Origin of the sequence: Metallosphaera javensis (ex Sakai et al. 2022) (genome assembly GCA_021654415.1) — an archaeon.
Lineage (GTDB): Archaea > Thermoproteota > Thermoprotei_A > Sulfolobales > Sulfolobaceae > Metallosphaera > Metallosphaera javensis.
The window spans coordinates 2,204,354-2,219,443 of record AP024487.1 but is presented as its reverse complement, the minus strand read 5'-3'; the positions used below and the strand labels follow the sequence as shown (position 1 = coordinate 2,219,443).

The 15,090-nt window shown below is 46.4% G+C and carries 17 protein-coding genes, 2 tRNA genes and 1 pseudogene; 7 read left to right on the top strand and 13 right to left on the bottom strand.

Annotated elements, in window-relative coordinates:
* Positions 1-15 precede the first annotated feature (15 nt).
* The 3 genes from mvk to QVC96_RS12500 are packed head-to-tail and all read right to left on the bottom strand — an operon-like array spanning position 16 to position 3,375.
* Complete coding sequence (gene mvk / locus QVC96_RS12510) at positions 16-966, bottom strand: mevalonate kinase (RefSeq protein WP_238026864.1); 951 nt, start codon at positions 964-966, stop codon at positions 16-18.
* Positions 953-2,113 carry a threonyl-tRNA synthetase editing domain-containing protein gene (locus tag QVC96_RS12505; protein ID WP_287689450.1) on the bottom strand — a complete coding sequence of 387 codons (1,161 nt, stop codon included), beginning with the start codon at positions 2,111-2,113 and terminating at the stop codon, positions 953-955. Before QVC96_RS12505 ends, mvk begins: the two co-directional genes overlap by 14 nt.
* Positions 2,110-3,375, bottom strand: a complete 1,266-nt coding sequence (locus QVC96_RS12500) for an MBL fold metallo-hydrolase (protein ID WP_238026866.1) — start codon at positions 3,373-3,375, stop codon at positions 2,110-2,112. Before QVC96_RS12500 ends, QVC96_RS12505 begins: the two co-directional genes overlap by 4 nt.
* Positions 3,376-3,433: 58 nt before the next feature.
* Between QVC96_RS12500 and QVC96_RS12495 the strand changes: the two genes are divergently transcribed.
* Positions 3,434-3,781 (top strand): nascent polypeptide-associated complex protein, encoded by a 348-nt coding sequence (locus tag QVC96_RS12495; RefSeq protein WP_238026867.1) that lies wholly within the window; start codon positions 3,434-3,436, stop codon positions 3,779-3,781.
* Here QVC96_RS12495 and QVC96_RS12490 read toward each other — a convergent pair.
* Entirely contained in the window at positions 3,741-4,466 is a 726-nt protein-coding gene (locus tag QVC96_RS12490) for a helix-turn-helix domain-containing protein (protein ID WP_238026868.1), read from the bottom strand. The genes QVC96_RS12495 and QVC96_RS12490 overlap by 41 nt on opposite strands.
* A gap of 45 nt (positions 4,467-4,511) precedes the next feature.
* Between QVC96_RS12490 and QVC96_RS12485 the strand changes: the two genes are divergently transcribed.
* The 4 genes from QVC96_RS12485 to QVC96_RS12470 all read left to right on the top strand — a co-directional run bounded on the left by QVC96_RS12485 (position 4,512) and on the right by QVC96_RS12470 (position 9,067).
* Positions 4,512-4,587, top strand: a tRNA-Pro gene (locus QVC96_RS12485).
* Positions 4,588-5,020: 433 nt separating this feature from the next.
* Positions 5,021-6,415: a hypothetical protein gene (locus QVC96_RS12480; protein WP_287689449.1), complete on the top strand. Its 1,395-nt coding sequence runs from the start codon at positions 5,021-5,023 to the stop codon at positions 6,413-6,415.
* Between the two features lie 259 nt (positions 6,416-6,674).
* Positions 6,675-8,501: a thiamine pyrophosphate-dependent enzyme gene (locus QVC96_RS12475; RefSeq protein WP_425598002.1), complete on the top strand. Its 1,827-nt coding sequence runs from the start codon at positions 6,675-6,677 to the stop codon at positions 8,499-8,501.
* Positions 8,489-9,067 carry an indolepyruvate oxidoreductase subunit beta gene (locus QVC96_RS12470; protein WP_287689447.1) on the top strand — a complete coding sequence of 193 codons (579 nt, stop codon included), beginning with the start codon at positions 8,489-8,491 and terminating at the stop codon, positions 9,065-9,067. The genes QVC96_RS12475 and QVC96_RS12470 overlap by 13 nt, the downstream gene beginning before the upstream one ends.
* A gap of 3 nt (positions 9,068-9,070) precedes the next feature.
* Here QVC96_RS12470 and QVC96_RS12465 read toward each other — a convergent pair.
* Positions 9,071-9,144, bottom strand: a tRNA-Ala gene (locus QVC96_RS12465).
* 257 nt (positions 9,145-9,401) lie between these two features.
* Between QVC96_RS12465 and QVC96_RS12460 the strand changes: the two genes are divergently transcribed.
* A complete protein-coding gene (locus QVC96_RS12460) occupies positions 9,402-9,950 on the top strand; it encodes a cob(I)yrinic acid a,c-diamide adenosyltransferase (RefSeq protein WP_287689446.1) in 549 nt (182 codons plus the stop codon).
* Here the strand turns inward: QVC96_RS12460 and QVC96_RS12455 are convergent, their stop codons facing one another.
* The 8 genes and pseudogenes from QVC96_RS12455 to QVC96_RS12420 all read right to left on the bottom strand — a co-directional run bounded on the left by QVC96_RS12455 (position 9,951) and on the right by QVC96_RS12420 (position 14,737).
* Positions 9,951-10,220, bottom strand: a complete 270-nt coding sequence (locus QVC96_RS12455) for a hypothetical protein (protein ID WP_287689445.1) — start codon at positions 10,218-10,220, stop codon at positions 9,951-9,953.
* Between the two features lie 613 nt (positions 10,221-10,833).
* Positions 10,834-11,097: a hypothetical protein gene (locus QVC96_RS12450; RefSeq protein WP_287689444.1), complete on the bottom strand. Its 264-nt coding sequence runs from the start codon at positions 11,095-11,097 to the stop codon at positions 10,834-10,836.
* Entirely contained in the window at positions 11,075-11,755 is a 681-nt protein-coding gene (locus QVC96_RS12445; RefSeq protein ID WP_287689443.1) for a hypothetical protein, read from the bottom strand. The genes QVC96_RS12450 and QVC96_RS12445 overlap by 23 nt, the downstream gene beginning before the upstream one ends.
* An 821-nt stretch (positions 11,756-12,576) precedes the next feature.
* The gene (locus QVC96_RS12440) at positions 12,577-13,296 is read right to left on the bottom strand and encodes a class I SAM-dependent methyltransferase (protein WP_287689442.1); all 720 of its coding nucleotides are present in this window, start codon (positions 13,294-13,296) and stop codon (positions 12,577-12,579) included.
* 69 nt (positions 13,297-13,365) lie between these two features.
* Positions 13,366-13,722, bottom strand: a pseudogene (locus QVC96_RS12435) (IS1 family transposase); the annotation flags it as partial.
* Positions 13,723-13,744: 22 nt separating this feature from the next.
* Positions 13,745-14,083: a transposase gene (locus tag QVC96_RS12430; RefSeq protein WP_287688789.1), complete on the bottom strand. Its 339-nt coding sequence runs from the start codon at positions 14,081-14,083 to the stop codon at positions 13,745-13,747.
* Positions 14,080-14,277 (bottom strand): hypothetical protein, encoded by a 198-nt coding sequence (locus QVC96_RS12425; protein ID WP_287688932.1) that lies wholly within the window; start codon positions 14,275-14,277, stop codon positions 14,080-14,082. Before QVC96_RS12425 ends, QVC96_RS12430 begins: the two co-directional genes overlap by 4 nt.
* The gene (locus tag QVC96_RS12420; protein WP_238027283.1) at positions 14,249-14,737 is read right to left on the bottom strand and encodes a helix-turn-helix domain-containing protein; all 489 of its coding nucleotides are present in this window, start codon (positions 14,735-14,737) and stop codon (positions 14,249-14,251) included. Before QVC96_RS12420 ends, QVC96_RS12425 begins: the two co-directional genes overlap by 29 nt.
* A gap of 45 nt (positions 14,738-14,782) precedes the next feature.
* On the opposite strand from QVC96_RS12420, the gene QVC96_RS12415 reads away from it, so the two are divergent.
* On the top strand, positions 14,783-14,950 hold the full coding sequence (locus tag QVC96_RS12415) for a hypothetical protein (protein ID WP_287689441.1): 168 nt from the start codon (positions 14,783-14,785) through the stop codon (positions 14,948-14,950).
* Positions 14,951-15,090: the final 140 nt, after the last annotated feature.

Genomic DNA, 15,090 nt, shown 5'->3' with positions numbered 1-15,090 from the left:
ATACATGGTTAATGTTCAATCATTTATTTCCTTTATCACCACACCTGTTTGATTTAGTTCAGTATTGACAATCTTGAAGCCCCTTGACTCTAAAAGAAGTTCAGCCTTTGGTGATTTGAGACAGACCACGGACCCACCCCCTCCTCCGCCACTCATTTTGCAACCGGGAAGTCCCATGGTTCTCGCGGTGGAAACCAGTTCGTCCAGCACGGGTGAAGTAACTCCTAGGGACATCAGCAGTCCATGATTCACATACATTAATTGTCCCACAGTTTCGATGTCCTCTCTTTCAATTCCCCATCTAGCCTCATCCACCAATTTCCCTATCAAGTGAAGTATATCGTCGAATTCCCTGCTCCTATCCTTCACCGCCTTGACCCTCTTCAGAATTTCAGCGGTAGAGGAGATGCGTCTCACATATCCTCCTGAGATGCTCAATGACGAGTTTACCCTTTCCACGTCCTCCGAATTTCTCGGAAAGTATAGAATACCTCCCAGCGAAGTAGTGAAGGTATCCATTCTACTGCCTAAACCCTGGACCTTTTTCTCAATGTGCCGTGATACCTTGGCTATCTCCAAGTTGGTCATATCGTAACCGAGAAACCTGGAGTAAGCGGAGACGACTCCCACTATCACTGCAGCGCTGGTGCCCAATCCAACTGAGGGATCTACTGATGATTCTATGGAGATTAGAGCAGGTTCCTTCTCCTCAAAATAGTTAAGCGCTTCCAAGACAAACGATAGCGCCCTTCCAACCTGCTCGCTCTCCACCCTCATATCCCTTAAATCCACCTTTATGTTCCCGATGTTGAGGGACGAGGAGGACACGATGGTTCTGTCGCTCTCCGTGACGCGAACTTTCATTGTTTCTGATATTGCCATGGCTATAGCAGGTTCTCCGTACACTACTGCATGTTCCCCGAATAGAGTAAGCTTAAGGGGAACTATAGCCTCAACCCTTCTCATTACTTAACCTCTCCTTCAGGCTCACAGGCAGGTTAGATGGTAGGAGGAGATCATCCGCGGACTTAACTGCTCTCTCTATCTCATCTAGTGTCATGGGTTTTTGTTCGGACGTCTCCCTTATCCTTACGGTCAGGTTCCCCGTCTTGAGTTCCCTCTCCCCCACTATGGCCACGAATGGGATCCAGTCCATCCCTGCCCTACGTATTTTATTGCCCAGCCCGTCTTCCAGGTCGTCTACCTGCACTCTTATTCCCCTTTCACTCAAGGAATTCACCATGTCCTCCACGTTATCCTCTTCCCTGACCTTCAGTATCCTCACATGAACTGGTGATAGCCACAGGGGTAAGGTGGGCGTTTGTTTCTCCCTGGCCTTCAGAAGAATGTAATATAGCGCTAGGCCAACATCTATTCTCACCTTATCTCCGTTCCTATTCCAGATCTGAAACTTGTTTGTTGAGTCCTGAAATTCCCTGGGAAAATCGGGGTCCCTATCACTCTCATACACAACCTCAATACGAGGATCTTCGTTGACGCACGGAAGTGCTCTACCCTCCGGTCTTGTAAACCTCACGCTCAAGAAACCTTTGGTATTGGTCTCACCGTAAATGATCCCCTTGACACCCGAATCTCTCTTTATCCTCTCCAGAACTGCCATCTTCATGAACGTGGACTCCGGAGATCCTGGAAATCCAAACTTGGAACAAACCTCCATTTCCTTGCTCTTCTGATATTCCACGGCCTTGGTTATTCTCCTTGACAGTTCGCTGAGCGGATGACCGTAACAGCTCACCGTGAAGGCCTTATACCATCCGAAAGGCACCTTAATCACCTTCTCCTTCTCAGTTCTGAGCCTTTCGTAAAGGGAATTAAGCACCTGGATTGCCGTTCTTGGGTCAGCTAGATTTGAGGATAAATGGGCGTAGGGATAGAGTACAAGAGTATCAGGCCTGGTTTTATTCATCACATCTCTAACGTTCTCTAGGGCTCTCTCAAGTATCTCCTGGTCATCCCCCTTCTCAACGGAAACAAATGTAACTAGCGTATTTTGGGAAGAGAAAGAGCCGGGATTTGGGTCCTCAGCAATCTCCAGTGCCTTCTGCTTTACCTCAAAGGAGAAACTGGATGCGTGTATGAATAACAGTATCATAGCCGGATTTCTTGTCCATTCTCCGGTACTAAAACTTCTACTCCCAACTTCTCCTTCACGAAATCTGAGAACGCCTGTGCGCTATCTGGAGACGCATGCACCACTACTATCTTCTCGAGGGCTTCAGAGGTCTTCACAATGTCCAGTAGCTGGTTTTTCCCTGCATGACTTGAGAAATCAAACATCTGAAGTCTGGCCTTCAGCAACGGCGAAGAGTCGTCAAACTTACCCATCTCCAAAAGCTTTCTTCCGGGCGTGTTCTCAGCCTGGTAGCTCACAAGGAACACTGCGTTCTTCTGGCTATCAGCTATTTTTTTGAAATAGTATACGGCTGGTCCACCCTTGAGCATTCCCGCGCTGGCAACTATGACTCCATTAGACCTCCAGGCCTTTCTCCTGTCTTCCCACCCCTTTACGTACTGGAACTCGTCATAGGCCTTCCTTAGCGCTTCCTTGTTATTTATGTACTGGCTATTATCTATCATGATCTCCATTATTGTCCTAGCAAGACCGTCATAATAGACGGGATAGGGTATATTCTTCTCCGCAAGGATTGAAAGTATCTCTTGACTTCTGGACAGGCTGAACGCAGGGACCAGGACTGTTCCCCCACCTTCAAGCACCTCCATGACAGAGGTATAGAATTCCTCCTCAACGCTCTTCCTGGTGGGATGGTTGAACTTCCCGTACGTGGCCTCAGTGATTATAACCCTAGACTTTTTCATAACGTCTAGCTCTGCAGGCTTCACAAGTTTTGCCATTGCCACGTTTATGTCACCAGTATACGCAATGTCTCCTTTCTCCGTTTTCACCACGGTGATGGCGCTTCCGGGTATGTGGCCCGCGCTAGAGGTTGTTATGGTGAAGCCTCCTATCTCCACCTCCTCACCGTAATTAAACGTCCTGAAGTTATCCATGGTTTTCTTAACTTCCACCCATTCAAAGGGAACCTTAGGTCCTGACAGCTTTATGAAGTCTTTCAGCATCAACTCCGTGATATACTTTGAGATCCCTGTTCCGTAAACCGGCTTACTGCTGGATATCTGGTAAATGGGTAAGGCCCCAACGTGGTCCAAATGAGCATGTGAAACCACGAATCCCCTGACCTTGGATGGCGCTTCCTGAAGTGGGAAGTTTGGTTCATCTTTTTGATTAAAATTTACTCCGTAGTCAAGAACTAGGCATTCGTCGGAGTTGGAAATTTCAATTCCAGCTCTGCCTACTTCATTGCCTCCGCCAAGTATCTTTATGCTATACTCCATATCTGTTAGTAAAGGTTAACCGCAAATATTAAGTTTGAGTAATAGCATAAAATATCTAATGAAGGTTAGCCCTAAGGATCTCAAGAAGCTTGAGAAAATGGGTATAAAAACTCAGAATATAGACGCTTTACGAGTAATAATAGAAACGCCAAGTGAGAGGATAGTGATAGAGTCTCCCATGGTGACCAAAGCCAACGTGATGGGACAGGAAGCAATAACCGTCGTGGGAGGTACCACAAGGGTGGAGACTAAAACAGAACCCAGTGTGGAAGTGAACGAAGACGATGTCAGGTTCGTTATGGAACAGACTGGAAAGCCAGAGGGGGAAGTCAGGGAAGCACTTAAGAAGGCCAACGGGGATATAGCTAAGGCAATTTTGGCTCTGACCGAAGGACAAGGCTCTTGAGCCCGTTAAGGAGCTCGTCCTCTGTTCTCTTTGTGGAAACTATCACGTTTATGCCCTCCTTGTTGGCAATGTAGATTGATAGGGGATCCATCTTAACTGGCCTGTGAAGAACCACCAGTTTAGGTCTTATTGGAGCTATTTTAAGGGCTATCATTGGGGACCTTCCACTAGATACCTTGGTGAAGACCAATATCCTGTTGAATACTATGGAGAGAAATTGATAGAACTCCATTCCACTCAACGCCGTTATTGCCCTAATGCTGTCAGTGATCACGTAACCGTAAACCTGTATATTGCTAAGGTCAGCCATTATGGGTATCCCATCCACTGCCATTACAACATCTTGGAGCGTGATTGGTGAGACGAAATCTGCCATGTCAACTATGAAGGGAAAGTTCAGGGAAAATAGCTTCCCCAGTTCGTTTATAACTCTGTAACCTCTCTTGGAATCAGCCTCTATCAATCCTTCTACAAATTTCTTAACCACGTAACTTCCAGGCTGTCTTCTATTCCTTTCGTAATCCGCTATGACCGATTGGGACATTCCAAGTATCCGCGCCAGTTCTGACTGGGAAACTCCAAAGGTCTCCCTCCACTTTCTCATTGCAAGACCTGGATTTTCACTCCACACTATGTCTCCCGCTATTCTCTTGGCAATGCTCTCTATGACGTATTCAGTGGCCATTGAAAGCTTTTATAAACGCGCATATTATAACTTCACTTGGTACGAGGGCCCGTAGTCTAGCTTGGATTAGGATGCGACGTTCGGGTCGTCGTGATCCCGGGTTCAAATCCCGGCGGGCCCATCTTCCCTGTCTGTATATTTATCATCTAGTAAATTTATCTATTCCGAGAGAAGTATAAATATTAAAATCTATTATCATATTATCTTATTTTTACAATCATTTGGTGCTAAGGAAGAAGTCTTTCCGGGGAATGTTAACTTTCGTGGAGCGACAGAAGTGGGCAGGAATTGGAAGTAATTGCAGTAAGCCATGCATGGGTCAGACATGTATCATGCAAACTTAGGTGAGAGGACGGTTAAGAAATACCCTAGGATTATTACCGGGACCTCGATGGACTTTATCTAAGTTGTTATTTGAGGTTTCAAATTACCGGAACATGTGAAACTGATCAAGTCCCGATTTCATGGGGGCCACCCGTCAAGAGACCCACAGAGATATAATACCCTAGATATCACGGCAAAGGATAAATAGTTTCTCTAAATCCAGAATGTATATGGCTCAGGTTGTTGGATCAATTTCAGGGCTGGGACCCGCCCTGGGCCCCATCATCGGTCTAGAGATAAGCCTCAACGTGAAGCAGGAGGAGTGCCTCCAGCAGGGGTTGAGGAGCTACTTCTCCCTTTACCAGGGAGGAGATCCCAGGAGGTACGAGGTTTACCCTGCGATTGCTACCTCCCAGAGGTTGAGGGTAGAGGCTGACAGCGACCCGGACAGGGTGTACAGGCAGGGCATGCTCTTCAGGACGGAGGACAAGGGGGAGTGGTACTACGTGGGCGGGGTATCTCCCCACTGGACCAACGGGACGATCATCGCGTACCAGGGAGGGAGCAAGGCCACCTCCTACGGGAAGATCAGGGTGGGAATCCTGGACAGGTTCGCCCAGGCGGGGATTGGGGTTTTCCCCATGGAGAAGTTGAAGGTTCCCCCAACGTGGTACAACCCGGCCCAGTTCAGGGACTGTGGCGGTATCCTGGGACCCGTGTGGAACTTGCTCTCAGGTTACCAGGCGATATTCATGGGGTTGATGACCCAGGCGCCCAATTTAAGAACCACATCTAGATTTCTAACGTATAGGGACAAAAGGGGAAATTACAACCTATCTAGGTCAGGCGAAGATGTTATGCGATCATCCTCTGATGAATATCCCTTCGTCTACGAGGGAATAGGGGCCACCCCAGCCAAGCCCATACAGATAGGCAACCTCTCCATCCCCACCAACATGTACTTCTCCTTCTTCACGTTGAACGGGATGAGCCAGGAGATCGCCTCACTCTGTACCCAAATTATGCCCAAGTATCTATGCGACCTAGGTAAGTCCATTACCAGTATTGGTGACGCCGACCTGGGCGCTCCCATCCTCACCTCCATCGCCTGCGGGAACACGTGTTCAGGTTTCGGGATAGCCGGCCTGGTCTCGGGATACGACATCCTCCAGGGCCTAGACGCAGTTGCAGTGAGGGCAGTGACACCACCTCCCTTCACCTCCTCGGGCGTCATGGCCTGGGCAAGAGACCTGGGCCTCGAGCAGGAACTCCTGACTCTCCTGGACGCCCAGAGGCGCTTCAGGAGGGCCCTCTCCGAGCTGGGCTTCCCTCCCTTCATTTCCCTCGCCGCTGCAACCCTGGTTGACTGGATGGACCAGTCCTACGAGCAGGCCCTGGCCTCGGCCAGGGAGATAGCCCAGGAGCTTCAGGCCACCTACAACAGGCTTGTCCAGGAGCTCTCCGGAAATCCTCCCCCAATCACGGACAGGTTGCTCTACAGGGAGTGGTACGAGCGCAAGCTCAGGGTGGAGAACTGCGCCTCCGAGGCCATCCAGGATCACCCCGACTACTCCTACGACGATCTCGCCGAGATGGTTAACGACTGCGCCTCCACATACGACTAATTTAACCTGTTTCTGACTCCCTTCAACGAGGGTTGGCAAGAGGTTCTTCAGGAAATGTCATAACTACTTTAAGCTATCGTCGCGAAATATCTGGGTCCACATGAGATAGAGGTGGAAAACAAATTACCTGAAGTACTAGTATATTTGTCACTTATCATATTTATCTATCATCATGATGTCATGTAAATACTAAAACCTTTTACACTTAACACAATTAATGGTATTTATCTTTATAAGTTTACATGTAAAGTTTATCATGATAGTTATGTTAGTTGCCAAGCCTAGGTTAATGCTGGGTAATGAGGCTATAGCCTATGGTGCTCTCGCGTCTGGTGTTGCTGTGGCTGCAGGTTATCCGGGCACTCCATCCACCGAGATAATTGAGACCCTTATGAGATTCAAGGATGTTTATACTGAATGGAGTTCCAATGAGAAGGTGGCCTTTGAAACCGGATTTGGGGCCGCTATGATGGGTGCCAGGGCACTGGTGACAATGAAACATGTGGGAATGAACGTTGCCTCCGATTCTCTTATGTCATCTTCCTACACAGGTGTATCAGGGGCCCTTGTGGTGGTCTCGGCTGGGGACCCAGGTATGTGGTCTTCGCAGAGCGAGCAGGACACCAGATATTATGGACTCATGGGAATGATTCCAGTGTTTGAGCCCTTTAATCCTCAATCCGCTCATGATCTAACAGTTGAGGCATTTAATCTGAGCTCGCAGGTTGGTCATCCTGTTATCATCTCCACAAATACAAGAATAAGTCATGTCAGGTCACAGGTCAATGTTCTTCCCAAAGGGGAACCTGTGTATGGAAGATTGCAGAAGAACCCGGGAAAGTATTCCCTTGTACCAGAGGTCTCTAGAAAAGACAGGGAGGAACAGCTTAACAGGTGGGAGAAAATCAAGTCGCTCACATCACATCTGGTGGAGTCTCGTGGAGATGGCGATGTTGCGGTGGTAGGAGCTGGAATCTCCTATTCCTATGTCTTGGAGGCCCTGAGAAATCTCGAGGTCGAGAAGGTCAGGGTTGTGGGCGTATCCTGCTCTGTGCCCCTGCCGGAGAAAATTCTGGACTACCTAACTGACGTTGAGAGAATACTCGTAATAGAGGAGCTAGACCCTATAGTGGAGAACCAGTTGAAGTCCATGTTGCTTGACCATGGATTGCGCGTCAAGGTTGAGGGAAAGAAACTCACTGGATACATGGGAGAGATGACCCTCGAAAGAGTGTTAAAGGCTGTAGCCACTTTCCTAAACATTGGGATCGACCCCATAGTTGACTCCCCAACAGTTCCTGAGGATGTTCCCAGAAGACCTCCAGCAATGTGTCCAGGCTGTCCCCATAGATCCAGTTTCTTCTTCCTTAAGAAGGGACTCGCCCTAGGTGGGATTTCAAGCACCTTCTATTCAGGAGATATAGGTTGCTACTCTTTGGGTGTTCTTCCACCCTTTAACGAACAGGACAGCTTAATATCCATGGGTAGTAGCTTGGGAATAGCCAACGGAGTGTATAGATCTACACACGTTATTCCCGTGGCGGTCATTGGAGATTCAACGTTCTTTCACACTGGACTTCCAGCCTTGGCAAACGCTGTGTATAATAAGTTTCCAGTTCTCGTGATAGTCCTAGATAATCGTTCCACTGCCATGACTGGACAGCAAGGGAGTCCATCAACAGTTATTGATATTGCCAGTGCTGCCAAGGGATTAGGAGTTGAGTATGTGGAGGTGGGAGACCCGTTCAGTCCCGCTTTTTCCAGGATTGTGGCCAGGGCCTCTGAATGGGTAAAGAAGAACCTAGCTCCAGCGGTGGTTGTGGCAAAGAGGGCATGTGCACTTGAGGTCTTGGATAGGGTGAAACCCACACAGGTTGCCGTCGTGGATTACGATAAATGCACTGGCTGTACCATCTGTTATGACCACTTTACTTGTCCTGCAATCCTGAAAAGGACTGATAAAAAAGCAGTAATTAACCCGGAAGATTGTATTGGATGTGGTGCTTGCGTACCTGTTTGTCCCTTTAATGCAATTAGACTTGAGGGAGATAAACCGGCAGGATGGGATGAGGCGTGGACAAGCTAAGCGTGTTAATAGCTGGAATAGGAGGTCAGGGCGTCGTCACTGCAGGAAGAATAATAGCCGAGGCTTTTGGTAATAAGGGATACAGGGTATTTGAGGCTGAAACTCACGGTCTATCCCAGAGAGGAGGCGCAGTGAACGTTCATGTCAGAATTGGAAACGTTGAGGCTCCCCTCATACCCCGTGGAGGAGCAGATATAATGATTGCTCTGGAGGCCACAGAGGCGCTAAGGAACATTGAGTATCTTTCAAAATCAGGAGAGATCTTCTTGAACGCATCAGTGAAGCCACCTTCTCTCCCTAAGGTTCAAGAACATGATGCAGAGCAAGTAATTGGGAGGCTAAAAGATTGGAAAGTATATGTACTGGACTGCAACAAGATAACAGGAAATGCAGGTAAATGCAATACCGCTCTTTTAGGTATAGTATATCAAGCAAGGTTCTCGGAGTACTTAGAGGAAGAGGATTTTCTATCCTTATTAAGAGACCAAAATAATAGGAACTCCTTCCTGGCCGGAGTCAGATATTGGGAAAGGGTCAAGGAACAAAGATTGGTTGTGCAAAAGTGAGAGTGGACCGGCCGGGATTTGAACCCGGGACCTCCTGGGTGCGAACCAGGCACTCTTCCAGGCTGAGCTACCGGCCCACTAGAACTCTTAGTGTTATCAAATTTTATTTCTTTGGGGGTTAAGGAGGCGGAAGACCCCATCCGTGAGGGTGGGGCAGTTCATTTTTACCTTCTTGGAGGTTTAAGTTAGTCTCTGGAGGGTAGATCTGCGATAGTGGGCATACTTCCTTTAACTTCAACATCCAGATCCCTTCACTCACGGCTCGTATGCCTCTCATTCACCCTTGTGAGGTATCCTACACATATACACTGTTTTTAAATCCCAAGAAAGGAAGATGGATGGCTTCAGCACATTGTCCGGGAAGTGGTATACAGGTACAGGTGATTCAGGGCTTACAAGAATCCCATCTATAGGTCAGGTCTGGAAAGATGACAAGCTAGTGGAGGCACTGGGCAATCTAGATGAATTGAACTCTGTTTTAGGCGTGGTTGCGTCCCTATACCCTAGGTTAAGGGAATTGATTCATGATATACAGAGGGATATTTTTGAGATCTCTTCGGAAATAGCGGGATTTAGTATGGGGTTTGGGAAGTATAAAGTTGAGAAAATTGAAAAATTAATTGAGGTCTATGGCAACCAGCTAGACCCACTGAAGAACTTCGTCTTACCTGGAGGACATATTGCCTCTTCCTTCCTGCATTTAGCTAGGTCCGTCTGCAGGAGGGCAGAAAGGAGTGTAGTAAGTCTGTATAGAGAAAATATAACAAAGGAGGATCATGTAATTTACCTGAATAGATTATCAAGCCTGTTATTTGTACTTGGGCTTTGGGTCAACAAGGAGACAGGCAATCCGGATGTGATTTGGAAAGGTAAAAGTAAGTGACTAGTTCCCTTCCAAGTTAGGAATAACTATCCTCACCTCAAATCCTTCGTTTCTCAATTTCTCCAGTTCCCTCCTGAGTTTACCCTTTCTCTCAAGCCTTATAATCAAAGGCTCCATGGTGTCCAAATCTGTGGATTTTATGTACTCCACTAGTTTTCCTCTACTCAAAGGAATAATTACTATATCTGCGCTGGTCCTCCTCAAGATAGAGCCTATGTTCATCTTCTGTTCCGTCAGCGTCGCTTTTCTCCAGTTAACAAGTTTGACCATGAGTTAGTGTGCCCTGCAGTTCCAAATATTAATATTGTCACTGGATTACGACCGCTATCTCCTTCTAGACAATTGCGGGTGTTACACCTTTAAAAGGCTCCCTAGGGCATTTAGCAGTAAGAAGTTACCTAAAAGATTCCACATTGCCAAGAAGAAAGACAAGAAATACTACAGGATTTAGGCTCATCCACTTGCAAGAATATGGCTGTTTCAAAATTAAATCAGTTCGGAATATTTAGCTTCCATGAGGATAGCATTTTCTTCCACATCTATTCTTACAAATTCAATGATTCATTTCCATTACGTGCCCATTGAAAGCGGAAATATTTTCTTTGCGAATCACTATAGACCAAGAAAATGATTCGGATTGCTGTCATAGGGGCCAAGGGCGGTGTGGGAAAGTCCACTGTGGCATATGGCATGGCAAAAACATTGTCGTGAGAGTGTCCGGAATGCACAAAATTCGGCTTATTTGACTATTATGCATAATATTAACCAGTCATATCAAGCTCACACCTTGGAGAAGGATTAAATAATTCTATACAGTTTATATCTAAGAGTAAATTTTAATGCATCATCAACACTTCACCCTGACCCATCGCGTCCCAGGACGTCAGGGGAGCTGTACTGCCCGCAGGTGGGGAGGAGTCCTCCTCTGGATGGAGAGGAAGTGGACCATGTTGTACGTGATGGCTATCATGTAGATGAAGGCCTCGTTCCTGGCCCTGCTCTCAGCGTAGGGCCTCCAGTGCTTAAGGAAGATCCCGAAGTGCTCCACGTAGGGACGAAGATATTTCCAGGGACCGCGGGGGTGGACGAAGGTACTGCATTCCCTGAAACCCCTGTTCACGAGCTTAAGCCCCTTCCTGGACAGCACCTCGCGTCCGAGAAGTTGGCGAACTCAACCTCAAGGTGGACGAAGAGGGTGAGATGAGCGGGAAAACCTTGAGCCCAAAGTACGACCTGGTCCACTTCTTGGTCCACCTTCCCTGGAACCTCCTCCTTGTCCTTAGCCTGGCCTTCACGAACGCCTTCAACCTTTCCGCCACTCCCAGGTGAACAGCGTCAAGCCTGTACTTCTCCATCATGGTCTCCAGTCTTCCCGGGAGGGAGGTCCAGCAGGAACGAGTCCACCAGCCACTCCCCTCGTAGAGCGCGCTAGACGGTAGGTACATGGTCCTGCACCTCCCCTCCAGATCCCTCGCGATCTCCCTGAGCAGACCCTTCCTCTCCCTTGCGAACCTCTCAAGGAAGTCGAACAGGGTTGTCTTCCCCACTCGTTCACCAACGAAGAGCCTGACCACCACGTCCGTGTTCACAAGGTTCACCGCGTCCCTTAACGAACACGTGAAAACGATCATCACTATCAGCAGCTTGAAGGTGAACCCACCCGGTAACCTCCCCTCGACCCTCTCCCTCACCATCTCCACCACGGGCATGAGGAGGAAAAGGATTTTATCCCTGGAGGGCATATCTTCCAGTGGGGGAACGGACATCACCACGTATTGTGGTCGTTGGATTGTGGCGTTGTCCATGGTATGATGTCCGTTCTCCCCGACTTAAGTATTACGCCATAGTTCTGCTAAAATTCTATCATCTGCAGATAATTTCTTGTTGAATTTTTCTCAATCCGGACACTCTCACGTGATATTTTGACACGTCACTATTAGTGTTACTATTTCCGGAAAGTCTTCGTACGATATGGATCTTTAATCATAGTAACTTTACATAAACACTAGTCTAAAGACTTTCCAGAATTACTAGTGTATCATTTGAATACTTTACACTAATTCTACGGCCGTTTCTGATTCAGAGAAGGATCTTAATTTTCAAATATTATATAAAATATAATTAATATTCTCTATCAGTAAAAATAACTCCTGCTAGATTACAAATATCACTACTCATTTCGGAAAGTTTTAGAATTTTAGGGCTTTTACAATCAAGGATAGAACTTTATGGATAGCACTTTTCGGAACTTGCCTAAGACTGAGTAGTTTTAATTACTTTTCCCCTTAAAATGAATAATTTTAATCAAATAAGAGACTATATTATTTTTATTTCTTAAAGTTAATAATACTTAATTTATAACTTTTCAAAGTTAAAGAAATTAACGTCAAGTTCAGGAAAATGCTACTCCAGGAGGAGTTGATATAGATGAGTTAGATTGTTAGTCTTGACATGGTATGATATCGTGTTCGATCCCTTAAAGTATTATTGAAAATGATAGATGGATTTTGATCGTATCGCATAGATTAACTAATTACAATTCGCAATGGAAACTTGAATCGCTCGTTAATAACAAAAAGATAAAATAAATGTTTATAATCAATTAAAAACCGTTTTGTGACATGATTTAAGTTTTTTTAGCTACAACAAACATATGCGAGGCTAATGAAGGAAAACGACTTAATGTTTTGTCTATAAGTTCTACAAGTTTACTATTGATTCCATCAGCTTCTACACCTTTAATTTTGATCAAAGAGAAATTATAATACTTCAAATATTCTATCATAGCTCTCAAAGTAAATGATTTTATATGCCCATTTGTTTGATTTTTATATTTAATTCTTCCAAAACCTGCAATGAATGAAACATCATGAGAAAAAGGTTGATATCCTAAAGCTAGAGTTATTCTATTTATCCATGATGAAAGGTTAGGTGTACTAAGGATTAACAATCCATTTTTTCTAAGAACTCTATAAATTTCTTTCATTACAAGATCTGAATTGTAAAGATGTTCTATTACTTCTTGAAATATTACAATATCTATACTTTCATCGTCTAAAGGAATTTCGTCTTTATTTATGTCTTCTATGAAGGGGATAATTCCTTTTTCATTAATAGAGTTAAGTGCGTTATCAGCGATTTCTATGCAATATGTCTTTTTAAAATTGAAATAATCTCTATAAAGAGCTAGATTTTCGCCAGTACCACAACCTATTTCAAGGATAGTTTCAAATGAAGAAAGATTATTCTTTATACTATCTATCGTTAAATAAACTCTTTTTTTCATATGGCTTGTAATTATAATTTTTGAGTAATGTTCTTCATAGAATTTTTTCAAAGGATCCATAATATAGAACTTACTTAAAAAGTTATAAATTTTAATTCGTATAGTACGAGTGTGTCCATAGTGTCGTCATTAAGGTATAAATTCTGGGATCAGCCCTCTCTCCCACAGAACGAGACCTACGGAGTACCTCATCATATCAAAGATATCAAAGCTCCTGTTCACTGCCTTGGTTGCCCTCTTGAACCTCACGAGCCTGTCCCTGAGGGACGAGTGGAGGGACTCATTGGGGTTAACGGGTGACACGACCCTGTGCTCGGGGAGGAGGAAATAGACGTTGTAGTCGTCCGAAACCCAGGTCCCCTTCTCGGGCACGTACTGCGCGAGCTCCTGAAACGTGTTCTCGCTCCTGTCTCCCACGGAGAACATGACGTACATTCCCTTCCTGGAGAACACGAATCCCGTGAAGACCCAAGAGTAAAACGCCTTCGCTAGTACTTTGTGGAAGTTTTTATCCATTGTTTTCTACCTCTATTTCATCTAAATCCAGATATTGGACCACATCAAGATTAAACTGATCGTGATGTTCCTCGAAGAACCTCCTCACCTCCTCCCTTGCCTCTTCCACGTTGTTGAAGAACCTGTTCGCAAGGTGGAACTTCAGGTCCTTGAAGATCCTCTCCACAGGGTTTAGCTCTGGCGAGTACTTTGGGGTGAAAACGGGTCTCACTCCCCTTCTCCTGAACAGGTCCAGGATAGCCCCCGTCTTGTGGGAGGAGTGGTTGTCAAGGACGAGGTACTTGGTCTCCCTGCCCCACTTCCTCTCCATCCTGTAAACGAAGCTCTTCATGTTCTTGCTGGAGAGTTGTAGAGGGCGTACAGCACCTTCCTTGAAATGGCGTCAAGGGCGAGGAAGACGTAGAAGTGCTGGAAGCCCAGGTTCACCCTGATCCTGGGCCTGGAACCCCTCCTGGCGAGGCACCTCCTCACCGTGGTGCCCACCACCACCCTTGTCTCATCGAAGAACGCTATCCTGCGTCCCATCAGTTCCTTCACTTTTTTTAAAATCGCGGTGCTTCTCCACCTCGGCCCTGGCGTTCACCGGCCTGGGCGTCACGAAACCGTACCCCAGCTGGTGCACTACCCTGTAAAGGTGATACCTATTGTAAACTATCCCCCTCTTCCTCAGCTCAGCGTTCAGCGCCCTCATGGTCCACCCCTCCAGGTTGTATCCCAGCTCCCTGGGACTTGTCTCCAGCACCTTCTTCACCTCCTCGCTGGAGTACTTCCTGGGCCTACCCGACCTTGGCCTATCCCTCAACGCTCCGACCCCTCCCCTCTTGTACTTCGCGACCCACTTCTTCACCGTTGAGTACGAAACCCCGAGGACCTCGGCCACCCTGTACTCCCTGAACCCGTCCACGAGGTACATCTTCACCCCCAGTATTCTCTGCCTTATCCTAGCATTCTTTTCCTCCCTGTAAGCCTTCTCTAATTCCTCCACATTCTATATTAGTAATACCAAGATAAAAACTTTACCTAAGTACTAGTGGAGCACTTCGGGATCTTCCTTAAGCAGCACTGGAGGCCCTACGCTGAGACCAAGGTTAGAAACGAGGCCTTCATCTACATGATGGCCATAACGTACAACATGGTCCACTTCCTGTCCATTCAGCGCAGGACTCCTCCTCAACTGCGAGCGGTCCAACTCCCCTAACGTCCTGGGACGTGAGGGGTAGTGCTGGATGCTAATGACCTGTTAATATAGAATCGCCGATATAAACTGTATAGAACTATTTAATCCTTCTTCAAGGTGTCGGCTTGATACAAGTAATTAATTTTATGCTTCTTAGTTAA

Bases quoted from the DNA above. Each gene is read 5' to 3' on its own strand.
- QVC96_RS12495 (WP_238026867.1), top strand. From the start codon at position 3,434: ATGAAGGTTAGCCCTAAGGATCTCAAGAAGCTTGAGAAAATGGGTATA.
- QVC96_RS12430 (WP_287688789.1), bottom strand. From the start codon at position 14,083: ATGAAGAGCTTCGTTTACAGGATGGAGAGGAAGTGGGGCAGGGAGACC.
- QVC96_RS12490 (WP_238026868.1), bottom strand. From the start codon at position 4,466: ATGGCCACTGAATACGTCATAGAGAGCATTGCCAAGAGAATAGCGGGA.
- QVC96_RS12480 (WP_287689449.1), top strand. From the start codon at position 5,021: ATGGCTCAGGTTGTTGGATCAATTTCAGGGCTGGGACCCGCCCTGGGC.
- mvk (WP_238026864.1), bottom strand. From the start codon at position 966: ATGAGAAGGGTTGAGGCTATAGTTCCCCTTAAGCTTACTCTATTCGGG.
- QVC96_RS12500 (WP_238026866.1), bottom strand. From the start codon at position 3,375: ATGGAGTATAGCATAAAGATACTTGGCGGAGGCAATGAAGTAGGCAGA.
- QVC96_RS12505 (WP_287689450.1), bottom strand. From the start codon at position 2,113: ATGATACTGTTATTCATACACGCATCCAGTTTCTCCTTTGAGGTAAAG.
- QVC96_RS12425 (WP_287688932.1), bottom strand. From the start codon at position 14,277: ATGGGACGCAGGATAGCGTTCTTCGATGAGACAAGGGTGGTGGTGGGC.
- QVC96_RS12445 (WP_287689443.1), bottom strand. From the start codon at position 11,755: ATGGACAACGCCACAATCCAACGACCACAATACGTGGTGATGTCCGTT.
- QVC96_RS12460 (WP_287689446.1), top strand. From the start codon at position 9,402: ATGGATGGCTTCAGCACATTGTCCGGGAAGTGGTATACAGGTACAGGT.
- QVC96_RS12455 (WP_287689445.1), bottom strand. From the start codon at position 10,220: ATGGTCAAACTTGTTAACTGGAGAAAAGCGACGCTGACGGAACAGAAG.
- QVC96_RS12440 (WP_287689442.1), bottom strand. From the start codon at position 13,296: ATGGATCCTTTGAAAAAATTCTATGAAGAACATTACTCAAAAATTATA.